The organism is Caulobacter sp. (genome assembly GCF_035254145.1).
In the GTDB taxonomy this organism is placed as follows: domain Bacteria; phylum Pseudomonadota; class Alphaproteobacteria; order Caulobacterales; family Caulobacteraceae; genus Caulobacter.
Genome location: NZ_DATFAV010000349.1, coordinates 1 through 14122, shown reverse-complemented (window position 1 = coordinate 14122; position 14122 = coordinate 1). Strand labels below are relative to the sequence as shown.

The following is a 14122-nucleotide window of genomic DNA, read 5'->3' as shown; positions in this document are numbered from 1 at the left end:
GCTTTCCTGGAAGGCTTCCAGGATCTTCAGGCGCTTGGAGAACTTCTTCTGCTTCATGTCCGACGGGTTGCCCGCCAGCTCTTCGCGCAGCTTCTCGGCTTCCTTCTCGAGGTCGATGGCCTTGAGCAGGTTCTGAACCGCTTCAGCGCCGATCTCGGCGGTGAAGCTGTCGTCGCCGTATTCTTCCTGGGCGCGCATGTAGTCGTCTTCCGACAGCAGCTGGTGCTGCTTCAGAGGCGTCAGGCCCGGCTCGGTGACGATGTAGTATTCGAAGTACAGGACGCGCTCGATGTCCTTCAGCGGCATGTCGAGCATCATGGCGATGCGCGAGGGCAGCGACTTCAGGAACCAGATGTGGGCGACCGGCGAGGCCAGTTCGATGTGGCCCATGCGCTCGCGACGGACGCGGGCCAGGGTGACTTCGACACCGCACTTTTCGCAGATGATGCCCTTGTACTTCATGCGCTTGTACTTGCCGCACAGGCATTCGTAGTCCTTGGTCGGGCCAAAGATACGGGCGCAGAACAGGCCGTCACGCTCGGGCTTGAACGTGCGGTAGTTGATGGTCTCGGGCTTCTTGATCTCGCCGAACGACCACGAGCGGATCTTCTCCGGCGAGGCCAGCGAGATGCGGATCTGGTCGAAGGTCGGAGCGGCCTGGACCGGATTGAAGATGTTCAGGACTTCCTGGTTCATCTTGGTTCCTTCTGCGGGATCACCCGCGAAAATTCAAAGTGGAGAGGGGGCTGAAAGGGAGGCCCCTCCCCCGCCGATCCGGCGAGGGAGGGAGATCCGGATCAGCTGTTCTCCAGCTCGACGTTCAGGCCGAGCGAGCGCATTTCCTTGACCAGCACGTTGAAGCTTTCCGGGATGCCGGCTTCGAACGTGTCGTCGCCGCGGACGATCGACTCGTAGACCTTGGTCCGGCCGGCCACGTCGTCGGACTTCACCGTCAGCATTTCCTGCAGGGTGTAGGCCGCGCCGTAGGCTTCCAGAGCCCACACTTCCATTTCCCCGAAGCGCTGACCGCCGAACTGGGCCTTACCACCCAGCGGCTGTTGCGTGACGAGCGAGTACGGACCGATCGAACGGGCGTGGATCTTGTCGTCGACCAGGTGGTGCAGCTTCAGCATGTAGATGTAGCCGACCGTGACCGGACGCTTGAACTGCTCGCCGGTCAGGCCGTCGTACAGGATCGACTGGCCCGACGGGTTGACCCCGGCCATTTCGAGGTGGTCCTCGATGTCGCTCATGCGCGCGCCGTCGAACACCGGGGTGGCGATCGGAACGCCCTTGCCCAGGTTCCTGGCCAACTCGACCAGTTCCTCTTCCGACTCCGGCAGCTCTTCATCCGGGCCATAGACGTCGCGCAGGCGATCGATCAGGGCCTGCTTCTGGCCACCGTGCTGCCAGTCTTCCAGCAGGTTGGTGATCTGCTTGCCGAGGTTGGCGCAGGCCCAGCCCAGGTGGGTCTCGAAGATCTGGCCGACGTTCATGCGCGAAGGCACGCCCAGCGGGTTCAGAACGACGTCGACGTGCGTGCCGTCGGCGAGGAACGGCATGTCCTCGATCGGCAGGATGCGCGAGATGACGCCCTTGTTGCCGTGACGGCCGGCCATCTTGTCGCCCGGCTGCAGCTTGCGCTTCACGGCCACGAAGACCTTGACCATCTTCATGACGCCCGGAGGCAGCTCGTCGCCGCGTTGCAGCTTGTCGACCTTGTCTTCGAAGCGACGGTCGAGGCGCTTGCGGTTCTCGTCGAACAGGCGACGCAGGCTTTCCAGCTCGCCCATCGCCTTTTCGTCTTCCAGGGCGATCTGCCACCACAGACCCGATTGGATCTCCGACAGCTTCTCGGCGGTGATCTCGCCGCGCGACAGGCCCTTGGGACCCGACACGGCGACCTTGCCGATCAGCAGCTCGCGCAGACGGCCCGAGATGTTGCGGTTCAGGATCGCGAACTCGTCGTCGCGGTCCTTGCCCAGGCGGTCGATCTCGGCGCGTTCGATGGCGAGCGCGCGTTCGTCCTTGTCGACGCCGTGACGGTTGAAGACGCGCACGTCGACGATCGTGCCGGCGACGCCCGGAGGCAGGCGCAGGCTGGTGTCGCGGACGTCGCTGGCCTTTTCACCGAAGATGGCGCGCAGCAGCTTTTCTTCCGGCGTCATCGGGCTCTCGCCCTTCGGCGTCACCTTGCCGACCAGGATGTCGCCCGGCTGGACCTCGGCGCCGATCGCCACGATGCCGGCTTCGTCGAGGTTGCGCAGGGCTTCCTCGCCGACGTTCGGGATGTCGCGGGTGATTTCTTCCGGACCAAGCTTGGTGTCGCGGGCCATGACTTCGAATTCCTCGATGTGGATCGAGGTGAAGACGTCGTCACGGACGATGCGTTCGGAGATCAGGATCGAGTCTTCGAAGTTGTAGCCGTTCCAGGGCATGAACGCGACGAGCGCGTTGCGGCCCAGGGCCAGTTCGCCCAGCTCGGTCGAGGGACCGTCGGCGATGATGTCGCCGGCGCTGATCCGGTCGCCCACCTTCACCAGCGGACGCTGGTTGATGCAGGTCGACTGGTTCGAACGCTGGAACTTCGACATCCGGTAGATGTCGACGCCCGAGCGGGCCGCGTCGGTTTCCTCGGTGGCGCGGATGACGATACGCGTACCGTCGATCTGTTCCACGACGCCGGTGCGCTTGGCGATGACGACGGCGCCCGAGTCACGGGCGACCACGGCTTCCATGCCGGTGCCGACCAGCGGGGCGTCCGACTGCACCAGCGGCACGGCCTGACGTTGCATGTTCGAACCCATGAGGGCGCGGTTGGCGTCATCGTTTTCGAGGAACGGGATCAGGGCGGCGGCCACCGACACGACTTGGCGCGGCGACACGTCCATCAGGTCGACCGTCTCCTTTTGCAGGAGGGTCGGTTCGCCGTTGATGCGGCCCGGGACCAGGTCTTCCAGGATCTCGCCGTCGACCACCTTGATGTTCGACTGGGCGATGACGTGCTTGGATTCCTCCATCGCCGACATGTAGACGACTTCGTCCTGCGGCTTGCCGTCCTTCACGCGACGGTACGGGCTCTCGATGAAGCCGTACTTGTTGACGCGCGCGTGGGTGGCCAGCGAGTTGATCAGGCCGATGTTCGGACCTTCCGGCGTTTCGATCGGGCAGATCCGGCCGTAGTGGGTCGGGTGAACGTCGCGGACTTCGAAGCCGGCGCGTTCGCGGGTCAGACCGCCCGGGCCGAGGGCCGAGAGACGACGCTTGTGGGTGATTTCCGACAGCGGGTTCGTCTGGTCCATGAACTGCGACAGCTGCGAGGAGCCGAAGAATTCACGCACCGCGGCCGCGGCCGGCTTGGCGTTGATCAGGTCGTGCGGCATCACGGTGTCGATGTCGACGGACGACATGCGTTCCTTGATGGCGCGCTCCATGCGCAGCAGGCCGACGCGGTACTGGTTTTCCAGCAGCTCGCCCACCGAGCGGACCCGGCGGTTGCCCAGGTTGTCGATGTCGTCGATTTCGCCGCGACCGTCGCGCAGGCCCACCAGGACCTTCAGCACGGCCAGGACGTCGTCCTTGCGCAGGATGCGGACCTCGTCCGAGACTTCCTGCTCGAGACGCATGTTCATCTTCACGCGGCCCACCGACGACAGGTCGTAGCGCTCGGCGTCGAAGAACAGCGACTTGAACATCGCCTCGGCGGCTTCCACCGTCGGCGGCTCGCCCGGGCGCATGACGCGGTAGATGTCGAACAGGGCGTCTTCGCGGATGGCGTTCTTGTCCACGCGCAGGGTGTTGCGCATGTAGGCGCCGACCGTGACGTGGTCGATGTCCAGCACGTCGATGGTGCTGAAGCCTTGGTCGGCCAGGGCCTGGATCGACGTGACGTCCAGCTCGTCGCCGGCTTCGGCGTAGATCTCGCCGGTCTCGATGTTGACCGCGTCGCGGGCCAGGTAGCGGCCCGTCAGGGCTTCCGGCGCCAGCAGCAGGGTCTTCAGGCCGCCGTCGGCGAACTTCTTGGCCTGGCGGGCGGTGATCTTGGTGCCGGCCGGAGCGACCTCTTCACCCGTGTCGGCGTCGACCAGCGGGAACTCCGGCTTCACGCCGCGCCAGCGCTCGGGCTTGTACGGGGTGGCCCAGCCGCCCCCATTGGCGCCATCGCGCTTCTCGAACGGAACGACGTCGTAGAAGGTGGTCAGGATCTCTTCGCCGTCCATGCCCAGGGCATAGAGGAAGGTCGTGGCCGGCAGCTTGCGGCGACGGTCGATGCGGACATAGACGATGTCCTTGGCGTCGAACTCGAAGTCCAGCCACGAGCCGCGGTACGGGATCACGCGGGCGGCGAACAGCAGCTTGCCCGAGGCGTGGGTCTTGCCCTTGTCGTGGTCGAAGAACACGCCCGGCGAGCGGTGCATCTGCGAGACGATGACGCGCTCGGTGCCGTTGACGATGAAGGTGCCCTTGTCCGTCATGAGCGGGATGTCGCCCATGTAGACGTCCTGCTCCTTGATGTCCTTGACCGAGCGGGCGCCGGTTTCTTCTTCGGTTTCAAAGACGATTAGGCGCAGCTTGACCTTCAGCGGCGCGGCGAAGGTCATGTCGCGCTGGATGCATTCCTCGACGTCGTACTTGGGCTCTTCGAACTCGTACGAAACGTATTCGAGCACGGCGCGTTCGTTGAAGTCCTTGATCGGGAACACCGACTTGAAGACCGCCTCGACGCCCTCGTCGCGGCGTTGGCCCGGACGGACCTCGCGCTGAAGGAACTGCTCGTAGGAGGAGCGCTGAACCTCGATGAGGTTCGGCATCTGCACAGCCTCGGGAATGCGGCCGAACGACTTCCGGATCCGCTTCTTGCCGGTGAAGGATTGCGCCATGTGTTTTCCCTGGGCGCGGATGGAGTCCGCGCGTGAGTTCGAATGTCCTTAGCGTCCACCCTCGCCGCTCCCCTGCTCAGGGAGCGCCGGACGCTGGAATTCCCCTGTTAGGCGACCGGGATCGGAAGCCTGACGGGCGCCCCTTCGCGCGGGTCGGAGGGCGGCTGACCGCGCCTCGGGGCGTAATACGGACGCGACAAAGCGCTCCGCCGATGTAATCGTGAACGCGGGGATATAGGGGATGGAAGCGCGGAAGAAAAGGGGGATTCGTTAGCGAGCGTAAATGCGCGCGTCAGGCCTTCTTCATCGCCTTCATGACCAGCGAGACCGCCAGGGCGATCAAGCAGACGAAGAACGCCGCCTTGGTGATGGCGCCGGCCACATTGACCACGAAACCAAGGATCCCGAACAGGATCATCAGGGCGAGCAGGATACCGGCGAGCTTGAGCATGGTGGGTGAACGTAGGGATGGGGGAGTGGTTCCGGAAGGGCTCCCACGCAATCCTAAAACACCGCCTTCCTCGCCCCTGTGGCGAGGACCCATGCTGGCCGTCGGGCTCGATGATGGACGCGTGGCCGCGGCGTCTCAGCGCGCGCCCGGCGGCTCAACGGCGGCTGAACGCTGGGCCCTGGGCACGAAGACCCAGGGAGGCGGTTTGAGGGGTGGACGTGAGGGATGAGCCCCCTACCCCCGCCACAGCCCCACCGTCCCCTTGGGTCCGCACAGCACCCCCGTCTTCTTCGAGGTCAGCCGCACGCTGTTCATCGGCGCCGCCGACACCCGCTCGAAATGACGCCCGTCGCGGGCGACGATCGTGCCGGCGAGGCCAGTGGCCATCACGGTCTCGCCCTCGACCGAGATCCCCGAGAGATAGCCGGCCGGCGCGGCCACCGGCTGGAAGGCCAGGCTCCCCGCCGGCAGCCAGGCCAGGTTCACGCCCGCGGCGCGGGGGTTCTTGTAGTCGCCGCCGCAGACCCACAGCTCGCCGCGCTTGCCGAAGGCGACCGCGAAGGCGCCCTTCGAGGGGGCGTCGGCCGGGATTGGCGTGTCCATCGCCACGAACACTCCGCCGCCGCCGCGCGACAGATAGACCCGCGCCTTGCCCGCCCCGCCGGTGCAGAACGCCACCTGACCGTGGCGGCCGATGGCGACGCAGCCGTTGGAGGCGGCGAAGGCCCCCTCCCCGTCGGCGGCCGGCGGCACGCCCTCCGGCGGCAGCCGCGCCCAGCTTTTCCCGCCGTCGGCGGTGTAGAGCACGGTGAAACGCCCCTCGGTGGGATCGCCCAGGATGAAGCCGCGCCGGTCGTCGACGAAGGCGATCGAGTCCCAGAAGCCGTTCGGGTCGCGATTTACCGCCACCTGGGCCCAATGCTTGCCCCCGTCGGTCGTGCGCCACAGCTGCGAGGCGTCGCCCGGCCCCGCGCTCATCGCCAGCACATGATCGTCGGAAAAGGCGTGCAGTCCCCGGAAGTCCAGCGCCTCGGCCCCGACGATCCGCATCGGGTCCTGGCGCTCGTCCCGGCCTCGGATCAGCCAGCCCTTGGAGCCCGAGGCCCAGTACGTCTTACCGCCGGTGGGCGAGAGGCCGCGCAACTCGCTGTCGGTGGCCGAGGCGGGGATGCGGATGCCGCCGAGCCCCTCGGCGGCCAGGGCGGGGGAGGCGGCGAACGCCGCGCCGGCGAGGATGACGTCTCTGCGGTTCATGAAGCCTGCCCCGATGGTCGATGACCTTGGCTTCGGGCGAAACGGCGAGGAGCGCAAGCGCCAACAGAATCCCTCTCCCATGGGGAGAGGGCGGGCCCATGCGCAGCATGGGAGGGTGAGGGGTTATGAGGCCCGACGGCGCGCCGGCCAACGCCGTAGCCCCTCACCCTACCCTCTCACATGGGAGAAGGAGCCCTCCTTACATCTCACGGCGAGACGATCGCAGGGCTGTCCGGGTTGCTCAAGGACGACGCTCCGCGTCGCCGCCGCGCGGCCGCCCGCAGGGCGGTCCTTGACCAACCCGGTCAGCCCTGCACGCTCCAGCCTCCAAGAGATGTAAGGTTCGCCCCGACCTCGTGAGGTCGGCTTTCGACCCTTGGCGGACGCACCGCAAAACCCTCTCTCTTTGAGAGAGGGAGGGACCCGCCGCGAAGCGGTGGGAGGGTGAGAGGTTTCACCGCCCCACCGGAAAACCAGGATTCCTTTCATTGAGCGCGACCTTGGACCGGCTCAAGCTCCGACCATGGATCGGATCGCCACCGCCCGTCGCCTTCGCAGAGATCAGACCCAGGCCGAGAAGACGCTGTGGGCTCTCGTCCGTAATCGCCGCCTCGGCGGCTTCCGCTTCCTGCGCCAGCACCCGATCGACCGATACTTCGCGGACTTCGTCTGCGAGTCCGCGAGGGTGGTCGTGGAACTGGACGGCCCCGCCCATGAGGGGCGCGAGGACTATGATGACCGCCGCACCGAAACTTTGGCGCTTTTTGGCTATCTCGTCCTGCGCTTCCGAAACGAGCGGGTGCTGGCTGACCCCGGCGGGACGGCGGACGAGATCCTGTCGGTGTTGCGTTCGGGCAGGCAGTAGCCTCTCACCCTCCCGTCCCGACGGGCGTCGGGACGGGCCCCTCCCTCTCTCCAGAGAGAGGGATTCGTGAACGCCCACTAACCACCCATCCCGGACAATGGACAGGTCCGCATATGGGCTTCCGTGGCGATGACATCCGCGCTCACCGCCCCGCCTGAACCAGCACCTGGACTACGATCCCCAACCCAATCGCCCCGCAGGTCAGCAGGATCAGCAACGGCGCTTTCGGGTGAGAGACATTGATCGTCAACCCCATCATCGGAATGCGCTTGGGCACGATCAGCCGGGGATCGTTGGGTCCGTGGTAAAATCCGAAACCGTCGTACCAACCGTTCATCGCGCTCTCCAGAACGCCCTAAACCCGCCGGCGCAAACTACGCCCTTCCAGCGCCACCCCCAAAAGAAAACGGCCCCGGAGGTTTCCCTCCGAGGCCGCTTCGGCAGGTCCTGGATCCCAGTTTTCACCGGGATAAGTCCTCCACGCTGACGCGTGGAACGACTTACTTGATTTGGACCTTGGCGCCGGCTTCCGTCAGCTTCTTGGCGACTTCGTCGGCTTGTTGCTTCGAGACGTTCTCGACGACGTTCTGCGGAGCGCCTTCGACCAGGTCCTTGGCTTCCTTCAGGCCGAGGTCCGGACGGACGCCGCGGACTTCCTTGATCACGTTGATCTTCTTGTCGCCGCCGTCGGTCAGGACGACGGTGAACTCGGTTTGCTCTTCAGCGGCTTCAGCCGGAGCAGCGGCGGCGCCACCGACGGCGGCCACGGCGACCGGAGCGGCGGCCGAGACGCCCCACTTTTCTTCCAGCAGCTTCGACAGTTCAGCGGCTTCCAGCACCGACAGGGTGGACAGTTCTTCGACCAGCTTTTCGAGCTTCGACATGTGTCAGTTCCTTAGAGAGATTGGGATAGATTTGCGGGGATGACCGTTACGCGGCGTCTTTGGTCGCGTAGGCGTTGAAGACGCGAGCCAGCTGGCCGGCCGGAGCCTGCAGGACGCCAGCGATCTTGGTCGCCGGAGCCTGGATGAGGCCGATAAGCTTGCCACGCAGTTCGTCCAGCGACGGCAGGGTCGCCAGAGCCTTCACGCCGTTTTCGTCCAGCACGTTCGACTGGTCCAGGATGCCACCGACAAGCTTGAGCTTCTCGTTTTCCTTGGCGAACTGGACCGCGATCTTGGCGGCCGAGACGGCGTCTGGGCCGTAGGCGATGGCGACCGGACCGGTGAAGAGCTTTTCGCCCTTGTCACCGAGCTTGCCGTCCAGAGCCTTGAGGGCCAGGGTGTTCTTCACAACCTTGATCGCGGCGCCTTCCTTGCGGAGGCGAAGACGAAGGTCGGTCATTTCCGCAACGGTCAGACCCATGTAGTGGGTCACGACGACAGCGCCGGCGTCGTTGAACACGCTTTTCAGCGATTCAATCGACTCCTGCTTTTGAGCGCGGTCCATTGCGGTCTCCTACTCAGTTAGCAGCGGCCGGACCATTCCGGCAGCCAGATGCGAATCCCATGCGGGATCGCTCCCGCGCGCGAGTCGCATATGCCTGTTCCAAGGAAAGTCGGCCGCGCTCCGGTCTCGGGCTAAAGCCACGAGCAGGAGGACTTGGCGTCTCTATCCCTGTCTCCCGACGGCGAGGAAGGGCTCTTCCTCGATTACGGCGTTGGTGACCCCACGCCCCGTAGTTCTCAAACAGGTTCTCCAGCGGAGCGGACTCCGTCGAAGAGGCGGGCCGTATAGACGAAGACGGCGGGGATTTCAACCCGCCCCGTCCAGCCGGGCCTTCATCGCCGCCAGCCCCTGCTGCATCATCGGCCCGACCGTGTCGGCCGCGGCGTGCGGCAGGACGTCGGCGGTCCAGATGGCGCGGGCGCGGCCCTCGCTGGCGTCCTCGATCGTCATGACGCCGTTGTGGTGCGCCAGGCGCTCGCTGCGGGCGCTCCAAACCAGGCGACGTCTGGTGTCGTCGCAATCGACGATCAGCTCCTTGACCACCATGCCGTTGCCGAAGGTGACCATGCGGGCCGCCCCGTCGTCGACCATTTGCGTGTCGACCACGAAGCCCGGGCACAATCGCTCGTGGATCGCGCCGATGTCGCGCACGGCGTCCCAGACCGCGTCCGGGCTCGCATCGATCAGAATGGACTTGTGAATCGCGGCCATGGCGGCCTCCATTGTTGCTCGCCGCCTCTACCGCGCGCCGCGCCAGCCGGTGGCAGCAGGCCGCCAACTCGTGCTCTATGGCGGAGAGTTTCGAGGGGGACTTTCATGCGTCGCATCACCGCCGTCTTGGCCGCGCTTCTGCTAACCGTCGCCGGTCCGGCCCTGGCCGAACTGAGGGCGCCGCCGACGCCCAGGGCCGTGGTGGCCGATCCGGCGCGAGACAAGGATCACCCGGCCGACCTGGCCGCCTTCCAGATCGACGTCCAGGGATCGAAGATCAACGCGGTCATGTACCTGGGCTCGGGGGACCAGCCGCATCCGACGATGCTGTTCCTGCATGGCTTCCCCGGCAACGAGACCAATATCGACCTGATGCAGGCCGTGCGGCGGGCCGGCTGGAACGTCCTGAAGATCAACTATCGCGGCTCGTGGGGCAGCCAGGGGAGCTTCGGCTTCGCGAGCGCGCGGGCCGACGCCGAGGCCGCCGTCGACTTCCTGACCGCCCCCGCCAACCTCGCCAAGTACGGCATCGATCCCAAGCGCATCGTCGTGGCCGGTCACAGCATGGGCGGGTTCATGGCCGCCAGCGCCTCGGCCGCGCGGGCCTCGGCGGTGGCCGGGACCATCCTGATCGACGCCTGGAACATCGGCGGCGACCCGCGCTTCGCCAATCTCGACCCCAAGGTCCTGGCCGATGCGATCCGCCCCGACACCGCGCCGCTAGCCGGGACCAGCCCCGAGGCCCTGATCGCCGAGGTCGAGCGCGACCGGGCCAGGCTGGACCTTACCGCCCTGTCGCGGACCATCGCCGAGCGGCCTGTGCTGATGATCGGCGCCGAGCGCGGCATCGGCCAGATGACCACCGCCATCGCCCGGGCGGCGCGGGAGGCCCATCCCGACATGGTGGTCGAGGCCCAGTATCCCACCGACCACAGCTTCTCGGACTCGCGCATCGCCCTGGAAAGCGAGGTGCTGCGCTGGCTGGCCCGCTTCGATCCGACCATCACTCCGGCGGGTCCGGCGCTGCCCCTGGCCGGCGCCTACGACCCGCGGAACCCCTTCGCCCGGATCATCCGGGGCGAGCTGCCGGTCTACAAGGTCTATGAGGACGCCGTCGTCCTGGCCTTCATGGACCGCGCCCCGATGGAGCCCGGCCACGTGCTGGTGATCTCCAAGACCTCCAAGGCCCGCAACATTCTCGAGATGGACCCGAAGGACCTGGCCAAGGTGATGGCGGTCGTCCAGCGCGTCGGCCGGGCCGAGGTCCAGGCCTTGGGGCTGGAGGGCTTCATGGTCGTCCAGAACAACGGCGTGGGCCAGAGCGTGCCGCACCTGCACGTCCACGTGATCCCCCGCATCGCCGGCAAGCCCGCCTACCTCGCCGAAAACGCCCCGGCCGACCCGAAGGACCTGGAGACCATGGCGGCGAAGATCCGGGCGGCGATGAAGTAGGAATCCCTCTCTCTTTGAGAGAGGGAGGGGCCCGCGCTGCAAGCGTGGGAGGGTGAGAGGTTTCATCGCTGGCCGGTGGAACCTCGGCCCTTATCGACAGCCTCCTCGGAAACGAACAGCGCCTGGTTTGGAAAGGGTGTAACCACTCACCCTCCCACCGCTTCGCGGCGGGCCCCTCCCTCTCTCAAAGAGAGAGGGATTCTAGCCCCCTACTTCAGCCCGTCTTCCGCCAGCGTATGGGCCACGATGGCGTTGGCGTGGCCGTGGCCCAGGCCGTGGTCGGCCTTCAGCAGCGCGACCAGATCCATGTGCTTGGCCGGATAGGCGGCGCGAACCACCGCCTTCCAGTCGGCGATCGGCTTGCCGTATGTCTTCTCGATCGACGGGAAATAGGACGCCGGGCCCTTCACCTTCTCGTCCGCCATGTCGTCCTCCCTCGCCGTTGAGGCCGCGACTAAAGCGCGGCGCCAGCCCGACCGCAACGGGAGCTACCCCACCCGCTCCAGCGCCGCCCTGCCCGCCGCCACGCCCGTCGCGAAACAGGCCTGCAGCAGGTAGCCGCCGGTGGGGGCCTCCCAATCCAGCATCTCCCCGGCCAGGATCACGTTCGGACGGCCCTTCAGCGCAAGACCGTCCAGGCTCTCGAACCGCACCCCGCCGGCCGCCGAGATGGCGCGGTCCAGCGGCTGGACGCCGGTGACGGCCAGCGGCGCGGCCTTGATCGCCGCGGCCAGGGCCGCCGGCTCGGACGGCAGGCCGACGCCATGCGCCTCGCGCAGCAGATTGATCTCGGCCGGCGACAGCTTCAGCGCCTTGCGCAGGAAGTTGGCCAGGCTCTGGCCGCCGCGCGGCGCGTGCAGGCGTCGTTCCAGGGTCTCGACCGGAAGATCGGGGCGCAGGTCGACGGTCAGGCTCGCCCCGCCCGCCAGGGCCGCGTCGCGCGCCGCCCCGCCCAGGGCGTAGACCGCCCCGCCCTCCAGGCCGTAGCGGGCGATCATCGCATCGCCCCGCGCGCGGGCCGTCCCCAGGCTCAGCGCCACGTTCTTCAGCGGCTCGCCGGCGAAGCGGTCGCGGAAGATCTCGCTCCAGGCGATGTCGAAGCCGCAATTGGCCGGGCGGAACGGCGCGACCTCGGAGCCGCCGACCCGCAGCAGCGGAACCCAGGCCGCGTCAGAGCCCAGCTTGGGCCAGCTGGCGCCGCCCAGGGCCAGGATGGTGGCGCGGGCCCGCACCGCCTGGCGGCCGTCCGGCCCCTCGATCAGGAGACGCCCCGCCGCGTCCCAACCCTTCCAGGTCGAGCGCGGCTTCAGGTCAACGCCCAGCCCCTCCAGCCGCGCCAGCCAGGCCCGCAGCAGCGGCGAGGCCTTCATCGCCTTGGGAAACACCCGGCCGCTGGCCCCGACGAAGGTCTCCTGGCCCAGCCCCTCGGCCCAGGCGATCAGGTCCTTGGGCGTGAAGGCTTCCAGCATCGGCGACAGGGCGCGCGACCGCTCGGCGTAGCGCCGCACGAAGCGCTCGAAGTCCTCCGAATGCGTCAGGTTCAGTCCGCCGCGCCCGGCCATCAGGAACTTGCGCCCGAAGGTCGGCGTCTTCTCGAACACCGCCACCGACTTGCCCGCCCCAATTCCGAGCGCTTGGGCCACCGTCTCGGCGGCCATCAGCCCCGCGGGCCCGCCGCCGATCACGGCGACGTCGAGGATGCGCTCGTCGGGGCTTGCCATGGCTGGGCTCATCGACCTTGCATCAAAGAAAAAGGGCGGAGCCGCAAGGCCCCGCCCTTCTCATTCAGTCTTTGTCTTGGCGCATTTTCTACGACGAACCGGTATCCACTTCGTCTGAAATGCTTTGGCTTCGGGCTGAAATCAGCCGACCGACGCGGTGTCGATCTTGAAGCCCGGGCCCATCGTCGACGACAGGCCGATGCGCTTGATGAACACGCCCTTGGCGCCCGAGGGCTTGGAGCGGTTCAGGGCTTCGATCAGGGCCTTGACGTTGATCGCCAGGGCTTCGTCGGTGAACGAGGCCTTGCCGATGCCGGCGTGGACGATACCCGCCTTCTCGACGCGGAACTCGACGGCGCCGCCCTTGGCGTCCTTGACGGCCTGGCCGACGTTCGGGGTCACGGTGCCGACCTTCGGGTTCGGCATCAGGCCGCGCGGGCCCAGCACCTTACCGAGGCGACCGACGAGAGCCATCATGTCCGGGGTCGCGATGACGCGATCGAAGTCCATGAAGCCGCCGTTGATCTTTTCGTACAGATCCTCGGCGCCGACGTGCTCGGCGCCCGCCGCGGTCGCTTCGGCCGCCTTGGCGTCCTTGGCGAAGACGGCGACGCGGACGTCACGGCCGGTGCCCGAGGGCAGGTTCACGACGCCACGGACCTGCTGGTCGGCGTGACGCGGGTCGACGCCCAGATTGACCGAGATCTCGATGGTCTCGTCGAACTTGGCCTTGGCGTTGGCCTTGACCAGGGCGATGGCGGCTTCGACCGTGTGAGCCGCGTCGCGGTCGCCGGTCCAGGCCTTGATGCGCTTGGGTTGCTTAGCCATGATCTTAGGCCTCCACGATCTTCAGGCCCATGGCCTTGGCGGAGCCTTCGATGATGCGGGCCGCGGCCTCGATATCGTTGGCGTTCAGGTCCTTCATCTTCTTCTCGGCGATCTCGCGCAGCTGGGCGCGGGTGATCGAACCGACGGTCTCGCGACCGGTCAGCTTGGCGCCCGACTGGATCTTGGTCGCCTGCTTCAGGAAGAAGGTGGCCGGGGGCGTCTTGGTGACGAAGGTGAACGACTTGTCCTGATAGACCGTGATGACGGTCGGCAGGGGGGTGCCCTTTTCGACGTTCTCGGTGCGCGCGTTGAACTCCTTGCAGAAGCCCATGATGTTGACGCCGCGCTGACCCAGAGCCGGGCCGATGGGGGGCGAAGGCGTGGCCGAGCCAGCCTTCACCTGGAGCTTGATGTAGCCCAGGATCTTCTTAGCCATAGTGTCCTCTCGTGAGGGCCGGAGCCCTCGCTGGTGAGCCGTGGTGCGGGCTTGGCGACCCTTCCACGGATTTGA

14 protein-coding genes and 1 pseudogene are annotated in these 14122 nt (G+C 66.7%); 3 read left to right on the top strand and 12 right to left on the bottom strand.

Annotation, left to right across the window (positions count from 1 at the left end; all coding sequences use genetic code 11):
- From VJ655_RS20615 to VJ655_RS20600, 4 genes and pseudogenes are all read right to left on the bottom strand, one after another.
- Positions 1 to 696 (bottom strand): annotated as a pseudogene (locus tag VJ655_RS20615) (DNA-directed RNA polymerase subunit beta'); the annotation flags it as partial.
- Positions 697 to 797: 101 nt separating this feature from the next.
- Complete coding sequence (rpoB, locus tag VJ655_RS20610) at positions 798 to 4880, bottom strand: DNA-directed RNA polymerase subunit beta (protein ID WP_324114409.1); 4083 nt, start codon at positions 4878 to 4880, stop codon at positions 798 to 800.
- A gap of 292 nt (positions 4881 to 5172) precedes the next feature.
- Positions 5173 to 5331: a hypothetical protein gene (locus tag VJ655_RS20605; RefSeq protein WP_099538160.1), complete on the bottom strand. Its 159-nt coding sequence runs from the start codon at positions 5329 to 5331 to the stop codon at positions 5173 to 5175.
- Positions 5332 to 5565: 234 nt separating this feature from the next.
- Positions 5566 to 6585 carry a WD40/YVTN/BNR-like repeat-containing protein gene (locus VJ655_RS20600; protein ID WP_324114407.1) on the bottom strand — a complete coding sequence of 340 codons (1020 nt, stop codon included), beginning with the start codon at positions 6583 to 6585 and terminating at the stop codon, positions 5566 to 5568.
- Positions 6586 to 6788: 203 nt separating this feature from the next.
- Between VJ655_RS20600 and VJ655_RS20595 the strand changes: the two genes are divergently transcribed.
- Positions 6789 to 6881: a hypothetical protein gene (locus VJ655_RS20595; protein WP_324114411.1), complete on the top strand. Its 93-nt coding sequence runs from the start codon at positions 6789 to 6791 to the stop codon at positions 6879 to 6881.
- Positions 6882 to 7108: 227 nt separating this feature from the next.
- Positions 7109 to 7450, top strand: coding sequence for an endonuclease domain-containing protein (locus tag VJ655_RS20590; RefSeq protein ID WP_324114405.1), 342 nt, complete (start codon positions 7109 to 7111; stop codon positions 7448 to 7450).
- 142 nt (positions 7451 to 7592) lie between these two features.
- On the opposite strand, the gene VJ655_RS20585 is transcribed toward VJ655_RS20590, so the two are convergent.
- From VJ655_RS20585 to VJ655_RS20570, 4 genes are all read right to left on the bottom strand, one after another.
- Positions 7593 to 7787 carry a DUF5808 domain-containing protein gene (locus VJ655_RS20585; protein ID WP_324114403.1) on the bottom strand — a complete coding sequence of 65 codons (195 nt, stop codon included), beginning with the start codon at positions 7785 to 7787 and terminating at the stop codon, positions 7593 to 7595.
- A gap of 163 nt (positions 7788 to 7950) precedes the next feature.
- On the bottom strand, positions 7951 to 8334 hold the full coding sequence (gene rplL, locus VJ655_RS20580) for a 50S ribosomal protein L7/L12 (RefSeq protein ID WP_324114401.1): 384 nt from the start codon (positions 8332 to 8334) through the stop codon (positions 7951 to 7953).
- 46 nt (positions 8335 to 8380) lie between these two features.
- Complete coding sequence (gene rplJ, locus VJ655_RS20575) at positions 8381 to 8899, bottom strand: 50S ribosomal protein L10 (RefSeq protein WP_324114399.1); 519 nt, start codon at positions 8897 to 8899, stop codon at positions 8381 to 8383.
- 306 nt (positions 8900 to 9205) lie between these two features.
- A complete protein-coding gene (locus tag VJ655_RS20570) occupies positions 9206 to 9610 on the bottom strand; it encodes an SRPBCC family protein (RefSeq protein WP_324114397.1) in 405 nt (134 codons plus the stop codon).
- Between the two features lie 105 nt (positions 9611 to 9715).
- Between VJ655_RS20570 and VJ655_RS20565 the strand changes: the two genes are divergently transcribed.
- Positions 9716 to 11062, top strand: coding sequence for an alpha/beta fold hydrolase (locus VJ655_RS20565; RefSeq protein ID WP_324114395.1), 1347 nt, complete (start codon positions 9716 to 9718; stop codon positions 11060 to 11062).
- Positions 11063 to 11271: 209 nt separating this feature from the next.
- Here VJ655_RS20565 and VJ655_RS20560 read toward each other — a convergent pair whose 3' ends face one another.
- The 4 genes from VJ655_RS20560 to rplK form a co-directional block, all read right to left on the bottom strand.
- Positions 11272 to 11487, bottom strand: coding sequence for a DUF4287 domain-containing protein (locus VJ655_RS20560; protein WP_324114393.1), 216 nt, complete (start codon positions 11485 to 11487; stop codon positions 11272 to 11274).
- A 63-nt stretch (positions 11488 to 11550) separates the two neighbouring features.
- A complete protein-coding gene (locus VJ655_RS20555) occupies positions 11551 to 12783 on the bottom strand; it encodes a TIGR03862 family flavoprotein (protein ID WP_324114392.1) in 1233 nt (410 codons plus the stop codon).
- A 141-nt stretch (positions 12784 to 12924) separates the two neighbouring features.
- The gene (gene rplA, locus VJ655_RS20550; protein WP_324114390.1) at positions 12925 to 13611 is read right to left on the bottom strand and encodes a 50S ribosomal protein L1; all 687 of its coding nucleotides are present in this window, start codon (positions 13609 to 13611) and stop codon (positions 12925 to 12927) included.
- A 4-nt stretch (positions 13612 to 13615) separates the two neighbouring features.
- Positions 13616 to 14047: a 50S ribosomal protein L11 gene (rplK, locus tag VJ655_RS20545; RefSeq protein ID WP_223393143.1), complete on the bottom strand. Its 432-nt coding sequence runs from the start codon at positions 14045 to 14047 to the stop codon at positions 13616 to 13618.
- Positions 14048 to 14122 lie beyond the last annotated feature (75 nt).

Excerpts from the sequence above, each read along its gene's own strand:
- rpoB (WP_324114409.1), bottom strand. The coding sequence starts at position 4,880 with ATGGCGCAATCCTTCACCGGCAAGAAGCGGATCCGGAAGTCGTTCGGC.
- VJ655_RS20605 (WP_099538160.1), bottom strand. The coding sequence starts at position 5,331 with ATGCTCAAGCTCGCCGGTATCCTGCTCGCCCTGATGATCCTGTTCGGG.
- VJ655_RS20600 (WP_324114407.1), bottom strand. The coding sequence starts at position 6,585 with ATGAACCGCAGAGACGTCATCCTCGCCGGCGCGGCGTTCGCCGCCTCC.
- VJ655_RS20590 (WP_324114405.1), top strand. The coding sequence starts at position 7,109 with ATGGATCGGATCGCCACCGCCCGTCGCCTTCGCAGAGATCAGACCCAG.
- VJ655_RS20585 (WP_324114403.1), bottom strand. The coding sequence starts at position 7,787 with ATGAACGGTTGGTACGACGGTTTCGGATTTTACCACGGACCCAACGAT.
- rplL (WP_324114401.1), bottom strand. The coding sequence starts at position 8,334 with ATGTCGAAGCTCGAAAAGCTGGTCGAAGAACTGTCCACCCTGTCGGTG.
- rplJ (WP_324114399.1), bottom strand. The coding sequence starts at position 8,899 with ATGGACCGCGCTCAAAAGCAGGAGTCGATTGAATCGCTGAAAAGCGTG.
- VJ655_RS20570 (WP_324114397.1), bottom strand. The coding sequence starts at position 9,610 with ATGGCCGCGATTCACAAGTCCATTCTGATCGATGCGAGCCCGGACGCG.
- VJ655_RS20565 (WP_324114395.1), top strand. The coding sequence starts at position 9,716 with ATGCGTCGCATCACCGCCGTCTTGGCCGCGCTTCTGCTAACCGTCGCC.
- VJ655_RS20560 (WP_324114393.1), bottom strand. The coding sequence starts at position 11,487 with ATGGCGGACGAGAAGGTGAAGGGCCCGGCGTCCTATTTCCCGTCGATC.
- VJ655_RS20555 (WP_324114392.1), bottom strand. The coding sequence starts at position 12,783 with ATGGCAAGCCCCGACGAGCGCATCCTCGACGTCGCCGTGATCGGCGGC.
- rplA (WP_324114390.1), bottom strand. The coding sequence starts at position 13,611 with ATGGCTAAGCAACCCAAGCGCATCAAGGCCTGGACCGGCGACCGCGAC.
- rplK (WP_223393143.1), bottom strand. The coding sequence starts at position 14,047 with ATGGCTAAGAAGATCCTGGGCTACATCAAGCTCCAGGTGAAGGCTGGC.